Annotated in this window: 15 protein-coding genes; 1 reads left to right on the forward strand and 14 read right to left on the reverse strand. The window is 62.5% G+C overall.

Going from position 1 to position 19,214, the window contains the following annotated elements:
• Positions 1–88: 88 nt before the first annotated feature.
• The 6 genes from lpxC to IB238_RS09740 all read right to left on the reverse strand — a co-directional run bounded on the left by lpxC (position 89) and on the right by IB238_RS09740 (position 7,674).
• Positions 89–1,042: a UDP-3-O-acyl-N-acetylglucosamine deacetylase gene (lpxC, locus tag IB238_RS09715; RefSeq protein ID WP_192245697.1), complete on the reverse strand. Its 954-nt coding sequence runs from the start codon at positions 1,040–1,042 to the stop codon at positions 89–91.
• A gap of 317 nt (positions 1,043–1,359) precedes the next feature.
• A complete protein-coding gene (gene ftsZ / locus IB238_RS09720; protein ID WP_192245699.1) occupies positions 1,360–3,099 on the reverse strand; it encodes a cell division protein FtsZ in 1,740 nt (579 codons plus the stop codon).
• A gap of 106 nt (positions 3,100–3,205) precedes the next feature.
• The gene (gene ftsA / locus IB238_RS09725) at positions 3,206–4,537 is read right to left on the reverse strand and encodes a cell division protein FtsA (RefSeq protein ID WP_192245701.1); all 1,332 of its coding nucleotides are present in this window, start codon (positions 4,535–4,537) and stop codon (positions 3,206–3,208) included.
• Positions 4,534–5,466: a cell division protein FtsQ/DivIB gene (locus tag IB238_RS09730; protein WP_192245703.1), complete on the reverse strand. Its 933-nt coding sequence runs from the start codon at positions 5,464–5,466 to the stop codon at positions 4,534–4,536. Before IB238_RS09730 ends, ftsA begins: the two co-directional genes overlap by 4 nt.
• Entirely contained in the window at positions 5,454–6,377 is a 924-nt protein-coding gene (locus tag IB238_RS09735) for a D-alanine--D-alanine ligase (protein WP_192245705.1), read from the reverse strand. The genes IB238_RS09730 and IB238_RS09735 overlap by 13 nt, the downstream gene beginning before the upstream one ends.
• Positions 6,378–6,813: 436 nt before the next feature.
• Positions 6,814–7,674, reverse strand: a complete 861-nt coding sequence (locus IB238_RS09740; RefSeq protein WP_192245707.1) for a GGDEF domain-containing protein — start codon at positions 7,672–7,674, stop codon at positions 6,814–6,816.
• A gap of 202 nt (positions 7,675–7,876) precedes the next feature.
• Here IB238_RS09740 and IB238_RS09745 point away from each other — a divergent pair, with 202 nt between their 5' ends.
• Positions 7,877–8,686 (forward strand): hypothetical protein, encoded by an 810-nt coding sequence (locus IB238_RS09745; protein WP_192245709.1) that lies wholly within the window; start codon positions 7,877–7,879, stop codon positions 8,684–8,686.
• A 193-nt stretch (positions 8,687–8,879) separates the two neighbouring features.
• Here the strand turns inward: IB238_RS09745 and murB are convergent, their stop codons facing one another.
• The 8 genes from murB to IB238_RS09785 all read right to left on the reverse strand — a co-directional run bounded on the left by murB (position 8,880) and on the right by IB238_RS09785 (position 19,156).
• On the reverse strand, positions 8,880–9,854 hold the full coding sequence (gene murB / locus IB238_RS09750; protein WP_192245711.1) for a UDP-N-acetylmuramate dehydrogenase: 975 nt from the start codon (positions 9,852–9,854) through the stop codon (positions 8,880–8,882).
• A complete protein-coding gene (murC, locus tag IB238_RS09755) occupies positions 9,851–11,266 on the reverse strand; it encodes a UDP-N-acetylmuramate--L-alanine ligase (protein WP_192245713.1) in 1,416 nt (471 codons plus the stop codon). The genes murB and murC overlap by 4 nt, the downstream gene beginning before the upstream one ends.
• Positions 11,263–12,387 carry an undecaprenyldiphospho-muramoylpentapeptide beta-N-acetylglucosaminyltransferase gene (murG, locus tag IB238_RS09760; protein WP_192245715.1) on the reverse strand — a complete coding sequence of 375 codons (1,125 nt, stop codon included), beginning with the start codon at positions 12,385–12,387 and terminating at the stop codon, positions 11,263–11,265. The genes murC and murG overlap by 4 nt, the downstream gene beginning before the upstream one ends.
• A 6-nt stretch (positions 12,388–12,393) precedes the next feature.
• A complete protein-coding gene (ftsW, locus tag IB238_RS09765) occupies positions 12,394–13,548 on the reverse strand; it encodes a putative lipid II flippase FtsW (RefSeq protein WP_192245717.1) in 1,155 nt (384 codons plus the stop codon).
• Between the two features lie 10 nt (positions 13,549–13,558).
• The gene (gene murD, locus IB238_RS09770) at positions 13,559–14,962 is read right to left on the reverse strand and encodes a UDP-N-acetylmuramoyl-L-alanine--D-glutamate ligase (protein ID WP_192245719.1); all 1,404 of its coding nucleotides are present in this window, start codon (positions 14,960–14,962) and stop codon (positions 13,559–13,561) included.
• 4 nt (positions 14,963–14,966) lie between these two features.
• Positions 14,967–16,067 carry a phospho-N-acetylmuramoyl-pentapeptide-transferase gene (mraY, locus tag IB238_RS09775; protein ID WP_192245720.1) on the reverse strand — a complete coding sequence of 367 codons (1,101 nt, stop codon included), beginning with the start codon at positions 16,065–16,067 and terminating at the stop codon, positions 14,967–14,969.
• Between the two features lie 207 nt (positions 16,068–16,274).
• Positions 16,275–17,708: a UDP-N-acetylmuramoylalanyl-D-glutamyl-2,6-diaminopimelate--D-alanyl-D-alanine ligase gene (locus IB238_RS09780; protein WP_192245722.1), complete on the reverse strand. Its 1,434-nt coding sequence runs from the start codon at positions 17,706–17,708 to the stop codon at positions 16,275–16,277.
• The gene (locus tag IB238_RS09785) at positions 17,705–19,156 is read right to left on the reverse strand and encodes a UDP-N-acetylmuramoyl-L-alanyl-D-glutamate--2,6-diaminopimelate ligase (protein WP_192245724.1); all 1,452 of its coding nucleotides are present in this window, start codon (positions 19,154–19,156) and stop codon (positions 17,705–17,707) included. Before IB238_RS09785 ends, IB238_RS09780 begins: the two co-directional genes overlap by 4 nt.
• Between the last annotated feature and the right edge of the window lie 58 nt (positions 19,157–19,214).

A 19,214-nucleotide genomic window follows, 5' to 3' on the forward strand; every position in this document is an offset into this window, starting at 1 on the left:
GCGTTCCGCAACGCCATGCAGGCGCATTGACGCATTTTTGTGGCAAAGTATGTGTGAAAACACCGCGATACAGGAAACCTCCCCGGCCTCAAGCGGACCAGGGAGCAAATTCCGGGGCGTTAACGGCGATAAGCTCGCGCTTGCCCGCGCGGGCGCGCGGCGCCGATGCTTCTACGACCTCATAGGCCGCGCGATCGTTCAGCAGTGCCTTCAATGCGTGGGCATTCATCTTGTGACCGCCGCGATAGGAGCGATAGCAGCCGATGAACTGCGCACCGGCAAGAGCCAGGTCGCCGACGGCATCGAGCGTCTTGTGGCGGGCGAACTCATCCTTGTAGCGAAGGCCCTCGACGTTGATCACCATGTTGTCGTCGGAAATGACGACCGAGTTCTCCAGGGACGAGCCGAGCGCGTAGCCAGCCGCCCAAAGGCGCTCCACGTCGCGCATGAAGCCGAAGGTGCGCGCACGCGAAAGCTCGCTGCGGAATGTTGCGGGGGTTAGTTCGCCCTTCCATGCCTGGCGGCCAATCAAGGGGCAGTCGAAATCGATCTCGACTTCGAAACGCGTACCGTCGTGAGGCGAGAACTCCGCCCAGGAGGCACCGGCTTCGACGCGGACCGGCTTGATGACGCGGATGTAGCGGCGCTTGACCGCGAGCGGGCGCAACCCGACCTGTTCGATCGCATCGATGAACGGTTCGGAACTGCCGTCCATGATCGGCATTTCGGCGCCATGGACCTCGATCAGAACATTGTCCAGAGAAAGCGCGTAGAGCGCTGCCATCACGTGTTCAACAGTCGCGATCGACTTTTCGGGCGAGAAACCGAGAACGGTGCAAAGGTCCGTGTTGCCGACCTGCGCAGAAACGGCACGATACTCACTGACGCTGCCGTTGTCGTGAATGCGCTGGAAAACGATGCCGCTGTCGGCCTCGGCCGGATGGAAGGTGATCGAAACGACGGCCCCGGAATGGACGCCGGTTCCCGAAATTGTGACCGGGCTTGAGATCGTTGTCTGAAAACCCAGCATGCTGATGGACATTTTACTATTCGCCTTGTCTAGCCACCGGCGCCGCGCCGGCCGTCATTGTCTTTAGAGCGCGCCTCGCAACCACTGACATCAGCGATTCGGGCTGCACTACCGGGTCCGTGGACGGGCGCTTAAAATCGCCCTTGAATCAATGCCATGTCCCGGTTTTCGGGCGGAATGTAGTTGTGCGCCCATCACGTTACAAATCACTGTTTCTTTCGATATATTACGGTCCCGACACTCCGGCTATCCGATTGAAAAGCCTAAACAAAGTCAAAGGACCCGGATCACGGATCCGGGTCCTTTGTCATCTTCTGTTACATTTTTGTTTAGTTCGACTGCCGGCGCAGGAACGCCGGGATCTCGAGCTGATCGTCCTCGCTCAATGCGCGCGGCTGCGGATTGACGCGGCCGTGGTCGTCGAGCTGGCCACGACGCGGTGCATAGAGGCTTGCTTCCGGCGACAGCGTGCGGCGCTGCGGCGCAGGCACCTCGGCTGCGGCGGCCTGCGGCTCTTCCTCCTCGCGACGAGCGAGCGACGAGGTGAGGCGCCTCAGCAGGCCCATCGGACCACGCTCCTCGGCCTGAACCTGCGCCGGCTGGCTGCGGTTCTCCATCTCGGCCTGGACGGCGGGCGGGAAATCCTCGATCCGCGGCATGCGGGTCGCGACCGGCTCCTGGCGGATGACCGGCGCAGCCGGCTCCGCACGCTGGGCAACCGGCGCTGCGGCGACCGGCTGGTGGAACTGCGGCTGCTGGACCGGCGCCGGACGTGCGGCAACCGGAGCCTCCGCGGCCGGAGCCGCAGCAAAGATGCGGCTCTGCGGGCGAAACTCCTCCTGCGGGGCTGCAGCCGGCCGTGCTTCCGGCAGGGCCAGTTCACGCTCCAGGCCGAGTTCTGCCGCCAGGATCGTCTCGGAGATCGGGTCTGCAGCCCTGACCGGCTGCGCAGCGACCGGCTGCGGTGCCACCGGCTGGCTCATCACCAGCGCCGGAGCAACCGGCTGCGAGACCTGCGGCTGGACCGGAACGGCGGCAGACGGGCGGATCAGCGGCTTGCTCGCACCACGAAAGTCGGCATTTTTACCAGCAACCTCCGCGGCTGCACGATCGATGCCGGTGGCAACGACGGAGACGCGGATCAGACCTTCAAGTTCTTCGTCGAAGGTGGCGCCGAGGATGATGTTGGCATCCGGATCGACTTCTTCGCGGATGCGGGTGGCAGCCTCGTCCACTTCAAAGAGGGTCAGGTCGCGACCGCCGGTGATCGAGATCAGCAGGCCCTGGGCGCCCTTCATCGAGGTTTCGTCGAGCAGCGGGTTGGCGATCGCAGCTTCGGCTGCGGCCATCGCGCGACCTTCGCCGGAAGCCTCGCCCGTGCCCATCATCGCGCGACCCATTTCGCGCATGACCGAGCGGACGTCGGCAAAGTCGAGGTTGATCAGGCCTTCCTTGACCATCAGGTCGGTGATGCAGGCGACACCCGAATAGAGAACCTGGTCGGCCATCGCGAAGGCATCGGCAAACGTCGTCTTGTCGTTTGCGATGCGGAACAGGTTCTGGTTCGGGATGACGATAAGCGTATCGACCGACTTCTGCAGTTCCTGGATGCCCTGTTCGGCAAGCCGCATGCGACGACCACCTTCGAAGTGGAACGGCTTGGTGACGACACCAACGGTCAGGATGCCCTTGTTCCGGGCGGCCTGCGCGACGATCGGGGCAGCACCCGTACCAGTGCCGCCGCCCATGCCGGCGGTGACGAAGCACATGTGGGTGCCGTTCAGGTGATCGATGATCTCGTCGATGCACTCCTCTGCGGCCGCACGGCCGACTTCAGGCTGCGAACCGGCGCCGAGACCCTCGGTGACCTGGGCACCCATCTGGATGATCCGTTCGGCCTTCGTCATGGTCAATGCCTGGGCGTCCGTGTTGGCGACGACGAAATCGACGCCCTGCAGCCCTGCGGTGATCATGTTGTTGACCGCATTGCCGCCGCCGCCACCAACACCGAAGACGGTGATGCGGGGCTTCAGCTCAGTGATGTCCGGCTTCTGCAGCTTGATGGTCATTGTACCTGTTCCTTCTTGTCTGTTCTGGCCCGCATCGCCACACGGCCAATCTCTCAAAAATCCGAATCCGTCTTTCCCGCTTACGCACTCACCCGCGGCAAACCCGTCAGAAACTCTCCTTCAGCCACTGCCCCATCCGGGCGATGCGGCTGCTACCGCCTGCAATCGACGCAAGCATGCCGCCCTGCGTCGAATGCGCCTCCAGTTCCGCGACCTGCGGGTAGATCATCAGGCCCACCGCCGTGGAGAATGCCGCTCCCTTTGCCGCAGCCGGCAGGCCGGAAACCCCGAGCGGGCGTCCGACACGAACGTTGCGGGCCAGAATCCGCCGCGCGGCCTCCGGCAGTCCCGTAAGCTGACTTGCGCCCCCCGTCAGCACGATCCGCTTGCCCACGATCGGCGAGAAGCCGGAGCGCTGGATGCGATCGCGAATGAGTTCGAGCGTCTCATCGATCCGGGCACACACGATGCGCGACAGCAGCGCACGCGGCACGTGGGTCGGCTGATCGCGATCGTCCTCGCCGAGCGAAGGCACGGCCACGATGTCGCGTTCGTCCGATGCGTTCGGCAGCGCCGAACCATGCACGACCTTCAAACGCTCGGCGTCCTCGATTCTGGTCGAAAGACCACGGGCAATATCCGTCGTCACGTGATGCCCACCGAGAGCGACGGCATCGGCATGGACGAGCTTGCCTTCGGCGAAGACGGAGATGGTCGTCGTCCCGCCGCCCATGTCGATGCAGGCGCAACCAAGCTCGACTTCGTCGTCAACAAGCGCCGACAGGCCACTCGCATAGGGCGTCGCTACCATGCCCTCGACCGAAAGGTGGGCGCGGTTGACGCAAAGCTCGAGGTTCTTCAGCGCGGTCCGCTCTGCCGTGAGAACGTGCATGTCAACGCCCAGCACATCACCATACATGGAGAGCGGGTCGCGGATGCCGCGTTCACCGTCGAGCGAGAAGCCGGTCGGCAGAGAATGCAGGATGGCACGGTCCTGACGCAGCGAACGCTGGCCTGCCGCCGCCAGAACCTTGCGCAGATCCGCTGCTTCCACTTCCTGGCCGCCGAGATCGATCGTGCCGGTGTAGATATCGCTCTGCAGCCGGCCGGCGGAAACGTTGACGATCAGGCTGTCGATCGTCAGGCCGGCCATGCGCTCGGCCGCGTCAACGGCAAGCCGGACGACGCTTTCGGCAGCATCCAGATCGGCGATGACGCCGTTCTTGACGCCGCGCGAGCGATGATGTCCAAGACCGATGATCTCAATGCTGTGGGTGCGACCCGGCAGGATTTCGCTCTCCGGGCGCGGCGTCAGCTTGCCGATCATGCAGACGACCTTGGTCGAGCCGATGTCGAGCACCGAAACGACGTGCGATCGCTTGGAATTGAGCGGCTTCAAACGCGGCAGACCAAAATGGGAGGAGCCGAAGATACTCATGAGCGATCGGTTACCTTCTTGAGTTCCTTGGCCCGCTGGTCGAGCACCACCTTGCGGCGCGCGGCAGCCCCTTCTGTGAGGCGAATTGTGGTTCGGTCCTCGAGCCGAAGGTCGACAGCGGCAATGTCGCGCTCCAGGAGCCCGTGCTCGGCCTCGAACCTCGACAGCGCCTCCATGGCGCGCGGCACGTTGTTTTCCGGCAGCTTGACGACTATGCCATTGTCGAGACGGAGGTCCCATCGGCGGCCGGCAACACGGACATAGGCCTTCACCCGCGCCTTGATCCCCGGCCAGTTGTCAAATTGCTTATCGAAGCTGGCCGCAGCGGTTTCGGCATCGCGCCCGACGAACAGCGGCAAGGCAGAGAACTTGTTGTCGCGGAGCGGCGCGATCACGCTGCCGTTTTCCTCGATGAGAGCAAGATCGTCGCCGTGCTGCCAGATAGCGAACGCCTCCCGCTCCTTCAACGCAACTTCTATCGTGCCCGGATACACCTTTCGAACAGAGACGTGCTCAACCCAGGGGAGCTTCGCCAGCTTCTGTCGCGCATCCTCGACGTCGAGAGCCACGAGCGAGGTGGTTCCGTCGAGCCCGAGCTGCTCGAGAATATCGATTTCGGAGGTTTCGCGCGCACCGGAAACCTTGACGTCGTCGATGGCAAATCCGGCGGCCGTGGTGGTCGTCTGGGCGAAATTCTGCGTATGACCACCGAGCGACATGCCGTAAAAACCGGTTGCCGCAAGGAAGGCCACGGCCGAAACCGTGCCCGTGTGACGCGCGATCGACACACGACCGACAGCGAGGCTGATGGCGAAGCGAACGATCCGGCGCAGCGGGCGCGGCAACACGCGGCCGGAGTCAGCTTCAGCGAGACCCGCGGCGTCGTACCGAGCCGTTCTGCTCCTCTTTCTGCCGATCAACGCAAACAAGACGCGTCCTCCACCATCCAGCTCAAGAACTCACCAAAGGAATGGCCAGCATGAACGGCCATCTCGGGCACCAGGGAGGTCGGAGTCATGCCGGGCTGAGTGTTGATCTCCAGCCATACAATCTCGCCATTCTCGGAGAAGCGGTCGTCATATCGGAAGTCCGATCTGCTGACGCCGCGGCACCCGATCGCTTGATGCGCCTTAAGTGCGAGTGTTTGTATTTTTTGGTAAATATTTGGTGAAATTTGCGCGGGGAGGACGTGCCTGGAGCCCCCTTTCACGTATTTCGCGTCGTAATCATAGAAGGCGTGCCCTTCCGGCACCACCTCGGTGACGCCAAGCGCCACATTACCCATCACGCCACAGGTAAGTTCGCGCCCGTGGACGTAGCGCTCGACCATGACCCGATCGCCGTAGCGCCATTCGTCGGAAGTAATTACCTGCGGCGGATGCGGCTGATCTTCCTTGACGATGACGACGCCAAAGCTGGAACCCTCGCACACCGGCTTGACCACGTAGGGGGGCTTCATCGGATGCATGGATGTGAAGTCGAAGCGATCCATCAGCTTCGCCTCAGCCACAGGAATGCCGGCCGCCTTGGCGACGATCTTCGCCTGTGCCTTGTCCATAGCAAGTGCCGACGCCAGAACGCCGGAGTGGGTGTATGGAATCTGCAGGTATTCGAGCAGGCCCTGGATCGTGCCATCCTCGCCAAAGGGTCCGTGCAGGGCATTGAAGGCCACGTCCGGCTTCAGGCCCGAAAGAACCATCGCAACGTCGTAGCCGACATCGACACGGGTGACACGATAGCCAGCAGCTTCGAGCGCATCGGCGCAGGCGCTTCCGGACGAAAGGCTTACGGGCCTTTCGGAGGACACACCACCCATCAGCACTGCCACATGCTTGCTCATCTCTACCCCCGGACTCTCTCACACCTTGGCTGAACTCGCTTGCGCGGACCTGATCCCCTCCGGGGAGCCGACTCGAACATGCGAGACGATCTCACTACAACGGCATTATGGTTAATGAACCGTTTACTTTCGTTAACCGCCAGCGATCGAATACGTTAATTCCCGCAAAGCGAATCAAAACGCGACATCAGTTATCGCCCTAGAATCAGAGAGTTGCCCTTGATGCAAGCCTTGCAGCTGGACGGGCGAAAACGAAACACCCGCCCCGGAGGCCGGGCACCACATTCGCAATGTCAGCTTTATTCAGTCGCCCTCACAACTACCTGCCAGGCCGTGGCTTCGATCGTCGCGCCGGGTTGCTGGACGCATTGGTCATGGGGATCGAGCACCAGGCCAATCCGCTGTCGGGGTAAGATTGGCCTCAATTTTGAGGTGCTCAGGTGCGGATACCAATCGCATTGCGGAACGCTTCCGCAACGACGGCTTCACTGTTCCGAGTGGACGGCGCCAGCCTTGCGATATCGCTTTCGTGAACGACCCGATTCCGGCCGGAGACCTTGGCCATATAAAGCGCCCGATCGGCATGGGAAAAAATATCGTCAAACGAGCGTCCCGGGGCATGGTCGGCAAGGCCCGCCGAAATCGTCACGGCAATCTCGCCATGCGCACAGATGATGGCCAGACGTTCGATCCCGCTGCGCACCTCTTCGATGCGACGGGCGGATTCGTCCTGCGGAATTCCGCATAGAAGCACGACGAATTCCTCCCCGCCAATGCGTGCGACGATGTGCTCGCCCCCGAACCTGCATGCCAATTCCTGCGCGATCGCCACGATGACCTGGTCGCCCGCAACATGGCCGAGCGTATCATTGATCGACTTGAACCGATCGACATCGAACAACGCCAGCGCCGATGGCGACCTTGCGGCCTCGAAGGCCTCGAGAAAAGCACGGCGGTTCAGAAGCCCGGATAGCGGGTCGGTTCGGCTCAGCCGCTCGAACTCCGCGCGCGATATGGCGAGATCATAGACCGCAAGACCGACCACGTAGTAGGCGACAAAAGCGACGACTGACGACACAAGCGGCGTCAGAATTGTCGCGACGACAAGCGCGTCGAACAGATCGTAGGGCAACAGGTCCGCCGCGTACAAGATCAGATGTGCCACAACATTGATGGCATAGGCGAGTGCGGCGATGCGAAGAGCCATTCGGGCGGCACGGCGAAGGACCTGCTTACGAGAAGAGAACTCCCCGAGAGCAAGCTGATTATTCACCCATGCTTTGACACGCTCGATCATGTGCGGCTCCGAAGGCGCGCGCGATCCTAGTGGCAGGGTGTTAACAATTTGCCGCCGGCATCGTGCAGGAACAATTGGCAAGCGGTTCGACGCTAGAGCGGCAACCGATGCGTTAATGCGGTTCCTAAACTTGGACACTCCCCGTCAACGCAGTTTCAGGATCCGGCACCTAGAGTCTCTGCGACATCCAAGGGCATCGTTCATGAAACACATCATCGTCGCATCTATCACACTGGTCTCAATCCTAGCGTCGGCTTCGACCGTATCTGCCGCCGCCAACCGCGAGGATTTCCGTGGACGTTGGTCCCGCGACTGCGGAAACGGCATGACCTGCCATTTGGATATCGACGACACGAAATCGCAGAAAACTGTCGAAATTTCATTCTCCATCGAAGGGAACGGGGCGTCGTGCAGTTGGTCCGTCGATTCGGTCTACCAGAAGGACTGGGGCGGTCCTGTCGCACGGGACCCTTACGGCAACTACTATTTTTATCTGACCATTCACGACGACAGGCGGCTGTATTCATCCGGTACAATGTTGCCGAACTGCGGTCCGCAGCCGTTGGACCAGTATTTCGTCAGCGATCCTGTCCTCGGTGCTCCGGCGAACGAAGTCTCGACCGTCAGCGACGAGGATGCGCAGGCGATGATCGATAACCGCAGCATCTTCGATCACAACGGCTCCGCCATGAACATCGACCCAAGTCGGGGGACTATCGTCTATCGCGACCCCAAGAAGTCGATTGCAGGAACCGTCAAGTCAGGTGCTCTGCTCTTCAAAGCCGATGCTCCTTGGGACCCTTACGACGACAAGACGATCGTGAAAGGAACGGCTTATGTCTTCAAAAAGGGCTGCGACCCGGCTCCGTATGAGGTCTCTGGTCGACAACAGGGATGGCACACCCTTGTCCTTAAGGGCGTAGCCCCCGTCCGGGCGAAGAACAGCTGCAAGGTCATCGGCCACAAGATGAACGGGAACTCGACGCTGAAATTCGTCAGTTGGGGCGATTAGCTCCGTGTAGGCACGGAGCGCTTGCAACACGTGAGGCAGGTTTCCGCCTCCCGAGCAGCTCCGTGCGGTCGCCAAGGACTATCCGAGCAATGGCGCCAAAGGGTTTATCGAGACAGAAGTGTTGAAAGGCTGGCCCCTCTTCGGATGGTGCCGCCCAGGACATCCGGGCGGCACTATCTCAATCTGCCCCGCCTCAGGCAGTCGCCTTGCCGAGGAATTCCTTGATCTCAAGGCCCGGCATGAAGTTGCCGACGCGCTTGATTTCCCACTGCAGCATGATCCCGGAGTGCTCGAGCACGCGGCTGCGAACGGTCTCGCCGAGATACTCTAGTTCGTAGCCCGTGGCCTGGCCGGTGTTGATCATGAAGTTGCAGTGCATCGGCGACATTTGCGCTCCGCCGATCATCAGACCGCGGCAGCCGGCCTCGTCGATCAGCTTCCAGGCCGAATGCCCTTCGGGGTTTTTGAAGGTCGAGCCGCCGGTCTTCTCGCGAATCGGCTGGACCGTCTCGCGATGCTGGCGCACGGCGTCCATCTTCTCGCGGATATGCGCCTTGTCGCCGGCATGGCCCTGGAAGATCGCATGCGTGAAGATCAGCCCCTCGGGGGCTGCCGAATGGCGATACGTATAGCCCATGTCGGCATTCGACAGCACGTAAGCGTTGCCCTTGCGATCAACGGCATGCACTTCGACGACGAGGTCCTTCGTCTCGTCGCCGTTGGCGCCCGCATTCATGCGAAGCGCACCACCAATCGAGCCTGGAATGCCATAATAAAACTCAAGACCGGCAATGCCATTGTCGAGTGCCATCGCGGCGATGTTCTTGTCCGGGCAGATCGCTCCCGCCTTGATGCGGTTCTCGCCGACGAGTTCGAGATCTCCGAAACCCTTGGCCGAAAGCCGGATCACGACGCCGCGAATACCGCCGTCGCGCACAAGAAGGTTCGACCCGACGCCGGACACCATCAGCGGCACATCGTCCGGCAACATCTTCAAGAAGGTGACGAGGTCCTCGGTGTCGTGCGGATGGAACATAAGCTCAGCCAGTCCGCCGGCGCGGAACCAGGTGACGCGGTCCATCGGCGCATCCGGCGTCAACCGCCCGCGCACATCCTTGATGCCGTCGCCCAGAGACGCCAGCAGCTTCTCGCCATTCACCTGTTTCATGCCGTCATTCCCGAAATGCTTGCGAGTTCCTTTGGCAGCGCAGCAGCCCAATAGGTGATGCTGCCTGCGCCTAAGAGAACCACAAAGTCGCCGGGCTTAGCAATGGCGCCGATGGTGGAGGCGAGTTGCTCCGGACCCTCCAGATAGCGGGCGTCCCTGTGGCCGCCCGCTTTTATGCGGGAAACCAGGGCTTCCGCGCTCACGCCTTCAATCGGCTCTTCGCCAGCCGCATAGATCGGCGCGATCATGATCGTGTCGGCTTCGTTGAAGCAGCCGGCGAATTCCTCGAACAGGCTGTGAACACGTGTATAGCGATGGGGCTGATGGACGGCGACAACCCTGCCCTGGCAGGCCTCGCGCGCCGCCTTCAGCACCGCCTTGATCTCGACCGGATGGTGGCCGTAGTCGTCATAGACGCTGACGCCGTTCCAAGTGCCGGTCAGCGTGAAGCGCCGCTTCACGCCGCCAAATGAGGCAAGACCGCGCGCAATGTCTTCTGGCGCAACACCGAGCCGTTGGGCAACCGCGACCGCAGCGGTCGCATTGGAGACGTTGTGGCGCCCCGGCATCGGCAGGCGAAGATCCTTCAGCGCAATCACCTGGCCGGTCCGGCGCCTGCGGATCTCGACGTCGAATACCGAGGTGGCGCCGTCCATGCGTACATTGCCGAAGCGCACATCGGCCTGCGGGTTCTCACCGTAGGTAATGACCTTCCGGTCGTCGATGCGGCTGACCATCGCCTGCACTTCCGGATGATCGAGGCACATGACGCCGAAGCCGTAGAAGGGCACGTTCTCGACGAACTGGCGGAACGCCTCGCGCACCGCATCGAAATTGCCATAGTGATCCAGATGCTCCGGATCGATGTTCGTCACCACCGCAACGTCGGCCGGAAGCTTGAGGAAAGTGCCGTCGGACTCGTCAGCCTCGACCACCATCCATTCGCCCTCGCCCATGCGCGCATTTGTGCCATAGGCGTTGATGATGCCACCGTTGATGACGGTCGGGTCGAGCCCTCCGGCCTCAAGCAAGGCCGCCACCATGGACGTCGTCGTCGTCTTGCCATGCGTGCCGCCGATCGCGATCGCATTGCGGAAGCGCATCAACTCGGCCAGCATCTCGGCGCGGCGCACGACCGGCAAAAGCTTTTCGCGCGCTGCGACGAGCTCGGGATTGTCCTTCTTGATCGCCGTCGAGACGACCACCACCTCGGCATCTCCAAGGTTCTCGGCCTTGTGGCCGACGTGGATCCTGATGCCCTTGTCGCGCAGCCGCTGGACGTTGGCGCTGTCGGACTGGTCGGAGCCCTGCACGCGGTGACCAAGATTGTGTAGCACCTCGGCAATACCGCTCATGCCAATACCGCCGATTCCGATGAAATGAACGAGCCCTATGCTCTTCGGCATCTTCATGCGCGTTCTCCTTTGAATTCCGCAATCGTCTTGCCGCCCGCAATAGCCTCCACCATGGCGGCGAGCAAGCGCGCAGCGTCCGGCTTCCCGGTCTTTCGGGCGTTCTCCGCCATCAACGCCATGTGATCCGGGTTCTTCATCGCCTCGATGATGATCGTCGACAGCTTCTCCGGCGAAAGCGCGGACTGCGCGATGACCTGCGCCCCGCCGTTGGCGGCAAGTGCTGCGGCATTTGCGGCCTGGTCATGGTCAAGCGCGTAGGGATAGGGCACGAGCACCGACGGCCGGCCGATGACGGAAATTTCCGAAACGGTCGAGGCGCCGGAACGGCAGATGACGAGATGCGCCTTGGCCAGGCGATCCGCCATGTCGGTGAAGAAGGGCGAAACATCGGCTGGGATTGCGAGCTTCTCGTAGACGGCTTCCACGCCCTCCCGATCCTCGGGACGTGCCTGTTGCGTGATGCGCAGGCGCGCCCGCTTCACATCGCTCAGCCGGCAGACGGCTTGCGGGACTGCCGTGGAAAAGAATTGCGCGCCCTGGCTGCCGCCAAAAACCACGATGCGGAATTCACCGTCCGGCTTTGCCTGCTGATACGGTACCTCCGCGGCTGCGAGCACGGCGGGACGCACCGGATTTCCGGTCGTCACCGTCTTTTCCGCATACGCGCCCTCGCCTTCTGGCAGGAAACCGCCTGCGATCGCGTGCACGCGAGAGGCAAGAGCCTTGTTGGCGCGCCCCATGACGGCGTTCTGCTCGTGGATCATCGAGGGTATGCGCATGCCGGTCGCAGCCAGCAGCGGCGGCAATGTCGGATATCCGCCGAACCCGACAACGGCATTCGGCTGGAGCCTGGCCAACAGGCGTCGCGCAGCCCGAAGTCCTGTCCAGAGCGTCCAGAGCGAGGAGATAACCTTGACCGGATTCTTCGAACCGATCGTTGCCGACGGCACGACGTGGATCTCGTCAGCCGGGAACTTGCCGGCGAAGCGCTCCGCGCGGCTGTCGGTGACGAGATGCACCGACCAGTCGTTCGCCTTCAATTCGTGCGCCAGCGCCTCGGCGGGAAAGAGATGGCCGCCGGTGCCGCCGGCGGCAAGCAGGATGATGCCTTTGCTCATTCAATACTACTCCGCGGGAGAAAGCATGCCGGAGCGGAAGAGGCTCCGCTCGGTGGCACGCTTTTCCGGCCGGTGACGCGTCAGCGCAAGGATGAAGCCCGCGGTGACGCAGATAGCGATCATCGAAGAGCCGCCGTAGGAGATCAGCGGCAGGGTCATTCCCTTCGCCGGCAGCAGTTCGAGGTTCACGCCGATGTTGATCATGGACTGTGTGCCGATCAATAGCACCAGGCCGGCAACTGCGAAGCGTGTGAAGTCATTACGCTCCTTGAAGGCGTGGTTCAGCCCGCGCAGCACGACAAAAGCGAAGACTGCGACGATGACCATGCAGAAGACGATACCGAATTCCTCCGCCGCAACCGAAAAGATGAAGTCGGTGTGGCTGTCCGGAATGATGCGCTTGACGATGCCCTCGCCCGGTCCCTTGCCGAGCCAGTCGCCGCGGATGATCGCCTCGCGCGCGGTATCGACCTGGAAGGTATCGCCCTCGCCCGTCAGAAATCGGTCGATACGGCCGGCCACGTGGTCGAACAGATAGTAGGCCGACACGAAACCGCCGATGGCGACGCCGCCGAGCAGGATAATCCAGATCCAAGGCATGCCGGCCATAAAGAACATCCCGCCCCAAACCGCCGTGGTCAGGATCGTCTGGCCGAGGTCCGGTTGCGCCACAAGCAGGGCCGCAACGATCCCGAACAGCAGGATGGAAAAAAGGTTGCCGGGGATTTCCGGCTGGCGCGCGTGCTCCGAGAAAAGCCAGGCGCAAATCACGACGAAGGCCGGCTTCATGAATTCCGACGGCTGGATCGACAGGCTGCCGATCGAAACCCAGCGCCGCGCACCCTTCACCTCGACGCCGAAGAAGAGCGCCAGAACCATCATCGCCAGCGATACTACAAGCAGAATTGCCGCGGTTCGCCGCACCTGTCGTGGCGAAAGGAACGAAATGGCCACCATCGTCGCGATTGCAGGGAGCAGGAACAGCGCGTGTCGCTTGACGAAGTGGAAGCTGTCGAGATTGAGGCGTTCCGCCACCGCCGGACTTGCGGCGAAGGACAGCATGAAGCCAATCCCCATCAACAGGATGAAGGCGGCGAAGAACAACCTGTCTATCGTCCAGAACCAGTCGGCAACCGGACCACGCTCGGCACGACTAACCATGGCAATCCCCCTAACCGTTTGCCTCGATCAGCATGGTCACGCCCGGAAGGGTCGCGACATGGCCGACGAAAGCATCGCCCCTGACTTCAAAGTTCTTGTACTGGTCGAAGCTTGCGCAAGCCGGAGACAGCAGGACAGCGACCGGCCCGGCCTCATCCTTTTCCGCATCGGCAGCCGCATGCAGCACGGCGCGCTCAAGCGTGCCGGAAATCTCGTAGGGAACGGTCTCGCCCAGGGTTGCAGCAAATGCCGCGGCCGCTTCCCCGATCAGATAGGCCTTGGCGATCCTGGGGAAGAAGCCGCTAAGGCTGGTGATGCCTCCCTCCTTCGGCAGTCCGCCTGCAATCCAATAGATCCGGTCATAGCTCGACAGCGCCGGCGCTGCCGCATCCGCGTTCGTCGCCTTGGAATCATTGACGAAGACGGCGCTTGCCTTGCGGCCAACCGGCTGCATCCGGTGCTTCAGTCCCGGGAAGGAGGCGAGTCCGGCACGGATCTCGTCCTCGCTGACACCGACCGCCACGCAGGCTGCAATCGCCGCGGCCGCATTTTGAGCATTGTGGCCGCCGCGCAGCGTCTGGATATCGGAGAGATCGGCGATCTCGCGCGCCGTTCCACCCTGCGCCAGCAGAAGGCGGGCACCCTCGGCATAAAGACCATCCGCCAACGGCTGACGACGCGAGACACGCACAACCCTGGCTCCAGAACGCTCAATCCGATCCGCGATCAACGTGGTGAACGTGTCGTCGACGGCAATGATCGCCGTGTCGCTGCCCGCGACCAATCGCTCCTTCACGTCGGCGTAGTGCTGCATCGTGCCGTGGCGATCGAGGTGATCCGGTGTGAGGTTCAGGAGAATGCCGGCGCTCGGATTGATCGTCGGTGCGAGATCGATCTGGTAGGACGAGCACTCAACCACGAAGAACCGTCCGGCCTTCGGTGGATCCAGCGTCAGGACGGCCGTGCCGATATTTCCGCCAAGCTGCGTGTCGCGGCCGCTCGATTTCAGGATGTGGGCGATCAGAGCGGTCGTTGTCGATTTACCGTTGGTGCCGGTGATGGCGATGAACGGGCAATCGGGGGCGTAGGCGCGACGCTCACGCACAAAAAGCTCGACATCGCCGATGATCTCGACGCCGGCTGCACGCGCCAGGTCCACGCTCCAGTGCGGCTTCGGATGCGTCAGAGGTACCCCTGGCGACAAGATGAACGCGGAGATCCCGTTCCAATCGATCTGCCGCAAGTCCGCCGTCACAAGACCTTCTGACGCCGCCTTGGCGACACTGTCGGGATTGTCGTCCCAGGCAACGACCTTCGCGCCACCGGCCGCAAGTGCCTGGGCCGTGGCAAGCCCCGACCCCCCGAGCCCGAAGAGCGCAACGTTCTTGTTTCTGAGGGTCGTGACCGGGATCATGGGATTACCGCAGCTTCAAGGTCGAGAGGCCGACGAGCGCGAGGATCACGGCGATGATCCAGAAGCGGATCACAACCTGGCTCTCCGTCCAGCCCTTCTTTTCGAAGTGGTGGTGGATCGGCGCCATCAGGAACACGCGCTTACCCGTGAGCTTGAACGAGGCGACCTGGATGATCACCGATAGCGTCTCCATCACGAACAGGCCGCCTACGATCGCCATGACGATCTCATGCTTGGTGGCGACGGCCACGGTGCCGATCAGACCGCCCAGCGCCAGCGAGCCGGTGTCGCCCATGAAGATCGCCGCCGGCGGGGCGTTGAACCAAAGGAAACCGAGGCCCGCGCCGATGACGGCTCCGAGAATGACGGCCAATTCGCCGGTACCGGGAACGAAGTGGATCTGCAGGTAGTTCGCAAAGACCGCGTTGCCGGCGAGGTAGGCGATGACGCCGAAGGACGCGGCCGAGATCATGACGGGAACCGTGGCAAGGCCGTCCAGACCGTCGGTGAGGTTGACCGCATTGCCGGCCGAAACGATGACGAAGCCTCCGAACAAGACGAAGAAGACGCCGAGATTGAGCACAAAGTCCTTGGCGAAAGGAAAGGCGACCGAGGAACCGAGCGTCGAGCCCGCTGCGCCTGCGGAAAGCGCGGCGCGCATCATGAAGAAGGTGGCGATCCCAGCTATAATGAATTCGAGGCCAAGGCGTGCCTTTCCGGAGAAGCCCTTGTCCGTCTGCTTTGTCACCTTCAGATAGTCGTCGTAAAAGCCGATGGCCCCGAAGCCGAGCGTCACGAGGAGCGTAGCAACGACATAGATGTTGGAAAGATCGGCCCATAGCAGCGAACTGCCGACGATGCCGGCGAGGATCATGATGCCGCCCATGGTCGGCGTGCCGGCCTTCTTGAAGTGGGTCTGCGGCCCGTCGGCGCGGATCGGCTGGCCCTTGCCCTGGCGCACGCGCAACGACGCGATGATCGCCGGCCCGAACAGGAAGACGATAGCGGCGGAGGTAAACAGCGCTGCACCGGTGCGGAACGTGATGTAGCGGAAGAGGTTGAAGATCTGGACCTCATCCGCCAGTTCGACAAGCCAAAGCAGCATTCTGGACCTTTCCCCAAAGGTTTTGCGGGGCGTCCGACGGAAGCATGTCCGGATCGAAGCGTGACCCCACCAATTTCGAAACATGGAGGCATGCGGGCAATCTTGCCCGGCGTGCCGTCGTGCATGCGCCCCGGACCTGTTCGGATCCAGGGTCATGCTTGGATGCAATGCGTCAAAGCGCCGGATGCCTCAACGGCAAGCGGTGCCTCACTCGGCGCGCTCCGTGTCGGAGAATGCCTCGTACTTGTCAAGCAAACCGGCGACGATCCGGCTGAATCCCGTCGATTTCGACGATTTCACCACGACGACGTCACCGGGCCGCACCGCCTTAAGCACAAATTCCTGCATACTGTCCGCATCGTCGCGGTACTCGACTCGCGCCGCGTCTGCGAGCGTGTCCCGGAGTGCAGCCATGTCGGAGCCACCAATCCAGACGTCCTCGATGCCGGCCTCACTCAACGGCGCGGCGAGTTCCGCGTGCAACTGCTGCGAAAACTCGCCCATCTCGAGCATGTCGCCGAGCACGGCAATCCGCCGGCCGCCCTCGCCCGGCACCGTATCGCGCAACAAAGCGATCGCTGCCCGCATCGAGGCCGGATTGGCGTTGTAGCTCTCGTCGATCAGGGTGAAGCTGCCGCCGTCGATCGCAAGGCGATGGCGACGCCCCCGCCCCTTCTCCGGCTGCATCGTGGCGAGCGCGTTCATGACCTTCTCGATGTCGGCGCCAACGAGGTGCGCCGCGCCAAGGACGGCCACCGCATTTTCCGCAATATGACGACCAGGGGCTCCCATCGGGATTTCCAGCGTCTGCCCGTCCACCGATGCCCACAACACATTGCCCTGTGGACCGGCCATGAACTCGACCAGGCGAAACTCCGCCTTCGGATCGGCGCCGAACGAGTGGACGTGCGCCACACCGGCCTGTTTGGCAGCCTGCTCCAGCAGGGCGTACTGCTCGTTGTCGCGGTTGAGCAGCGCATGGCCGCCGGGCGCCACCCCCTCGAAAATCTCGGCCTTTGCCATGGCGATCTCATCGAGACTCGCGAAATTGCCGAGGTGGGCCGCGGCGATCGTGGTGACCAGCGCCACATGCGGGCGAACCATTTTGACCAGCGGCCGGATTTCGTCCGGGTGGTTCATGCCGATCTCGAAGACACCGTAGGCGGTGGTCTCCGGCATGCGCGCCAGAGTCAGCGGAACGCCCCAATGATTGTTGAACGAGGCCACCGAGGCGTGCACGCTGCCGCAAGCTGAAAGCGAGTGCCGCAGCATCTCCTTCGTCGTCGTCTTGCCGACCGATCCCGTCACGGCGATGACCTTGGCGGCACTGCGGTCGCGTGCGGCGCAACCGAGATCGACAAGCGCCTGCAGCACGTCATGCACCACCAGCATCGGAGCCGTGAGGCGCCCGAGCGCCGGCAGCTTGCCTTCGCTCACCACGAGCAGCGCTGCGCCATTGGCAAATGCCAGGCTAGCGAAGTCATGTCCGTCCACCCGGTCGCCCTTGATGGCGAAGAAGGCCTCGCCCGGGCTGATCGAACGACTGTCGATGGAAATGCCGGTGATCCCCGCCGGCATGGTCCCGATAGGACGGCCATGGGTGGCCGCGATAAGATCCTCGAATGTCCAGAGCATGGTCAAAGGTCGAGATCCTCCAGGGCTTTGCGGACTTCCGCGTGGTCGGAGAACGGCAGCGTGACACTGCCGATCGTTTGCCCCTCTTCATGCCCCTTGCCCGCAACGATGAGCGTATCCCCTGCCGAGAGCATCGCGACAGCGGCGCGGATGGCTGCCGCACGATCGCCGATTTCGGTTGCGCCCTTGGCTGCCACCATGATCTCGGAGCGGATCACCTCCGGCACTTCGGTGCGCGGGTTGTCGTCGGTAACGATGACCACGTCTGCAAGCCTCGTTGCGATCTCGCCCATGATCGGCCGCTTGCCCTTGTCCCGGTCGCCACCGCATCCGAATACCACGATGACGCGGCCCGAGGTGAAGGGACGAACCGAAGACAGCACATTCTCCAACGCATCCGGCTTGTGGGCGTAGTCGACATAGGCGAGCGCGCCGTTCTTGGCGTGGCCCACGAGTTCGAGCCGGCCGGAGGCACCGACCAGGTGTCCGAGTGCGGCCATGGCGTCCTTTGCGGAAACGCCGGTCGACATCGCAAGCCCCGCCGCAACAAGCGCATTGGCGACCTGGAAGTCACCGGCGAGTGGGATATGCACCTCGTAGATGTCGTCGCCGACGTGGATTTCTGCCATCTGCTTGTGGCGGAAATGCTCTACCCGCTTCAGCGTCAGGTAGGTACCCTTGCGTCCGACCGTGCGCACGTCGAGGCCAGCATCTTTTGCAGCCTTGATCGCGGCATCCGACCATTCGTCATCGGAGAAGATGATGGCGGGTGCGCCTTTCGGCAGAAGCGTATCGAACAGGCGCATCTTCGCGGCCATGTAGTGCTCGACCGTCGGGTGATAGTCCATGTGATCGCGGCCGAGATTGGTAAAGGCGGCAGCGGACAGGCGAACGCCGTCAAGCCGCGCCTGGTCGAGCCCATGGCTGGACGCTTCCATCGCAGCATGGGTAACGCCCGCTTCGGCGAGTTCGGCGAGCAGCTTGTGCAGCGAGACTGGATCAGGCGTCGTTAGCGAACCGTAGTCCTCGCGGCCGGGAGCGGTGACGCCCGTCGTGCCGATCATGGCTGCGGCGTGACCCGCATGGGCCCAGATCTGGCGCGTGAAGGAGGCGACCGAGGTCTTTCCGGCCGTTCCGGTGACCGCAACCATTGTTTCCGGTTGACGAGCGAAGAAGCGGGCAGCGGCGAGCGCCAGGAAGCGACGCGGCTGGTCCACGGCAATCACCGGCACGGCCGCGTCGACATATGCCTCACGCCCAACGACGACGGCGGCGGCACCGCGGGCGACGGCATCGGCAACATAGGCCGCACCGTCTGCCTTGGATCCGTTCACCGCAATGAACAGATCACCCTTGTTGACCTTGCGGCTGTCGGCCGAAATGCCGCCCACCTCGATTGCGGATGCATTGCCCAGGTCTGGAACATCGGAGCCGGCAAGGTCTGTGATCTTCATGTGGAGCTCTGTTCTTGGTCGAGTTACGCCGATTCGTCCACGAATCGGCTCACTGCGT

It is taken from the genome of Rhizobium sp. ARZ01, from assembly GCF_014851675.1.
In the GTDB taxonomy this organism is placed as follows: domain Bacteria; phylum Pseudomonadota; class Alphaproteobacteria; order Rhizobiales; family Rhizobiaceae; genus Mycoplana.

Excerpts from the sequence above, each read along its gene's own strand:
- murC (WP_192245713.1), bottom strand. The coding sequence starts at position 11,266 with ATGAAGATGCCGAAGAGCATAGGGCTCGTTCATTTCATCGGAATCGGC.
- ftsW (WP_192245717.1), bottom strand. The coding sequence starts at position 13,548 with ATGGTTAGTCGTGCCGAGCGTGGTCCGGTTGCCGACTGGTTCTGGACG.
- ftsA (WP_192245701.1), bottom strand. The coding sequence starts at position 4,537 with ATGAGTATCTTCGGCTCCTCCCATTTTGGTCTGCCGCGTTTGAAGCCG.
- murG (WP_192245715.1), bottom strand. The coding sequence starts at position 12,387 with ATGAGCAAAGGCATCATCCTGCTTGCCGCCGGCGGCACCGGCGGCCAT.
- lpxC (WP_192245697.1), bottom strand. The coding sequence starts at position 1,042 with ATGTCCATCAGCATGCTGGGTTTTCAGACAACGATCTCAAGCCCGGTC.
- IB238_RS09785 (WP_192245724.1), bottom strand. The coding sequence starts at position 19,156 with ATGAAGATCACAGACCTTGCCGGCTCCGATGTTCCAGACCTGGGCAAT.
- IB238_RS09740 (WP_192245707.1), bottom strand. The coding sequence starts at position 7,674 with ATGATCGAGCGTGTCAAAGCATGGGTGAATAATCAGCTTGCTCTCGGG.
- murB (WP_192245711.1), bottom strand. The coding sequence starts at position 9,854 with ATGAAACAGGTGAATGGCGAGAAGCTGCTGGCGTCTCTGGGCGACGGC.
- IB238_RS09735 (WP_192245705.1), bottom strand. The coding sequence starts at position 6,377 with ATGAGCAAGCATGTGGCAGTGCTGATGGGTGGTGTGTCCTCCGAAAGG.
- IB238_RS09745 (WP_192245709.1), top strand. The coding sequence starts at position 7,877 with ATGAAACACATCATCGTCGCATCTATCACACTGGTCTCAATCCTAGCG.
- ftsZ (WP_192245699.1), bottom strand. The coding sequence starts at position 3,099 with ATGACCATCAAGCTGCAGAAGCCGGACATCACTGAGCTGAAGCCCCGC.
- mraY (WP_192245720.1), bottom strand. The coding sequence starts at position 16,067 with ATGCTGCTTTGGCTTGTCGAACTGGCGGATGAGGTCCAGATCTTCAAC.
- murD (WP_192245719.1), bottom strand. The coding sequence starts at position 14,962 with ATGATCCCGGTCACGACCCTCAGAAACAAGAACGTTGCGCTCTTCGGG.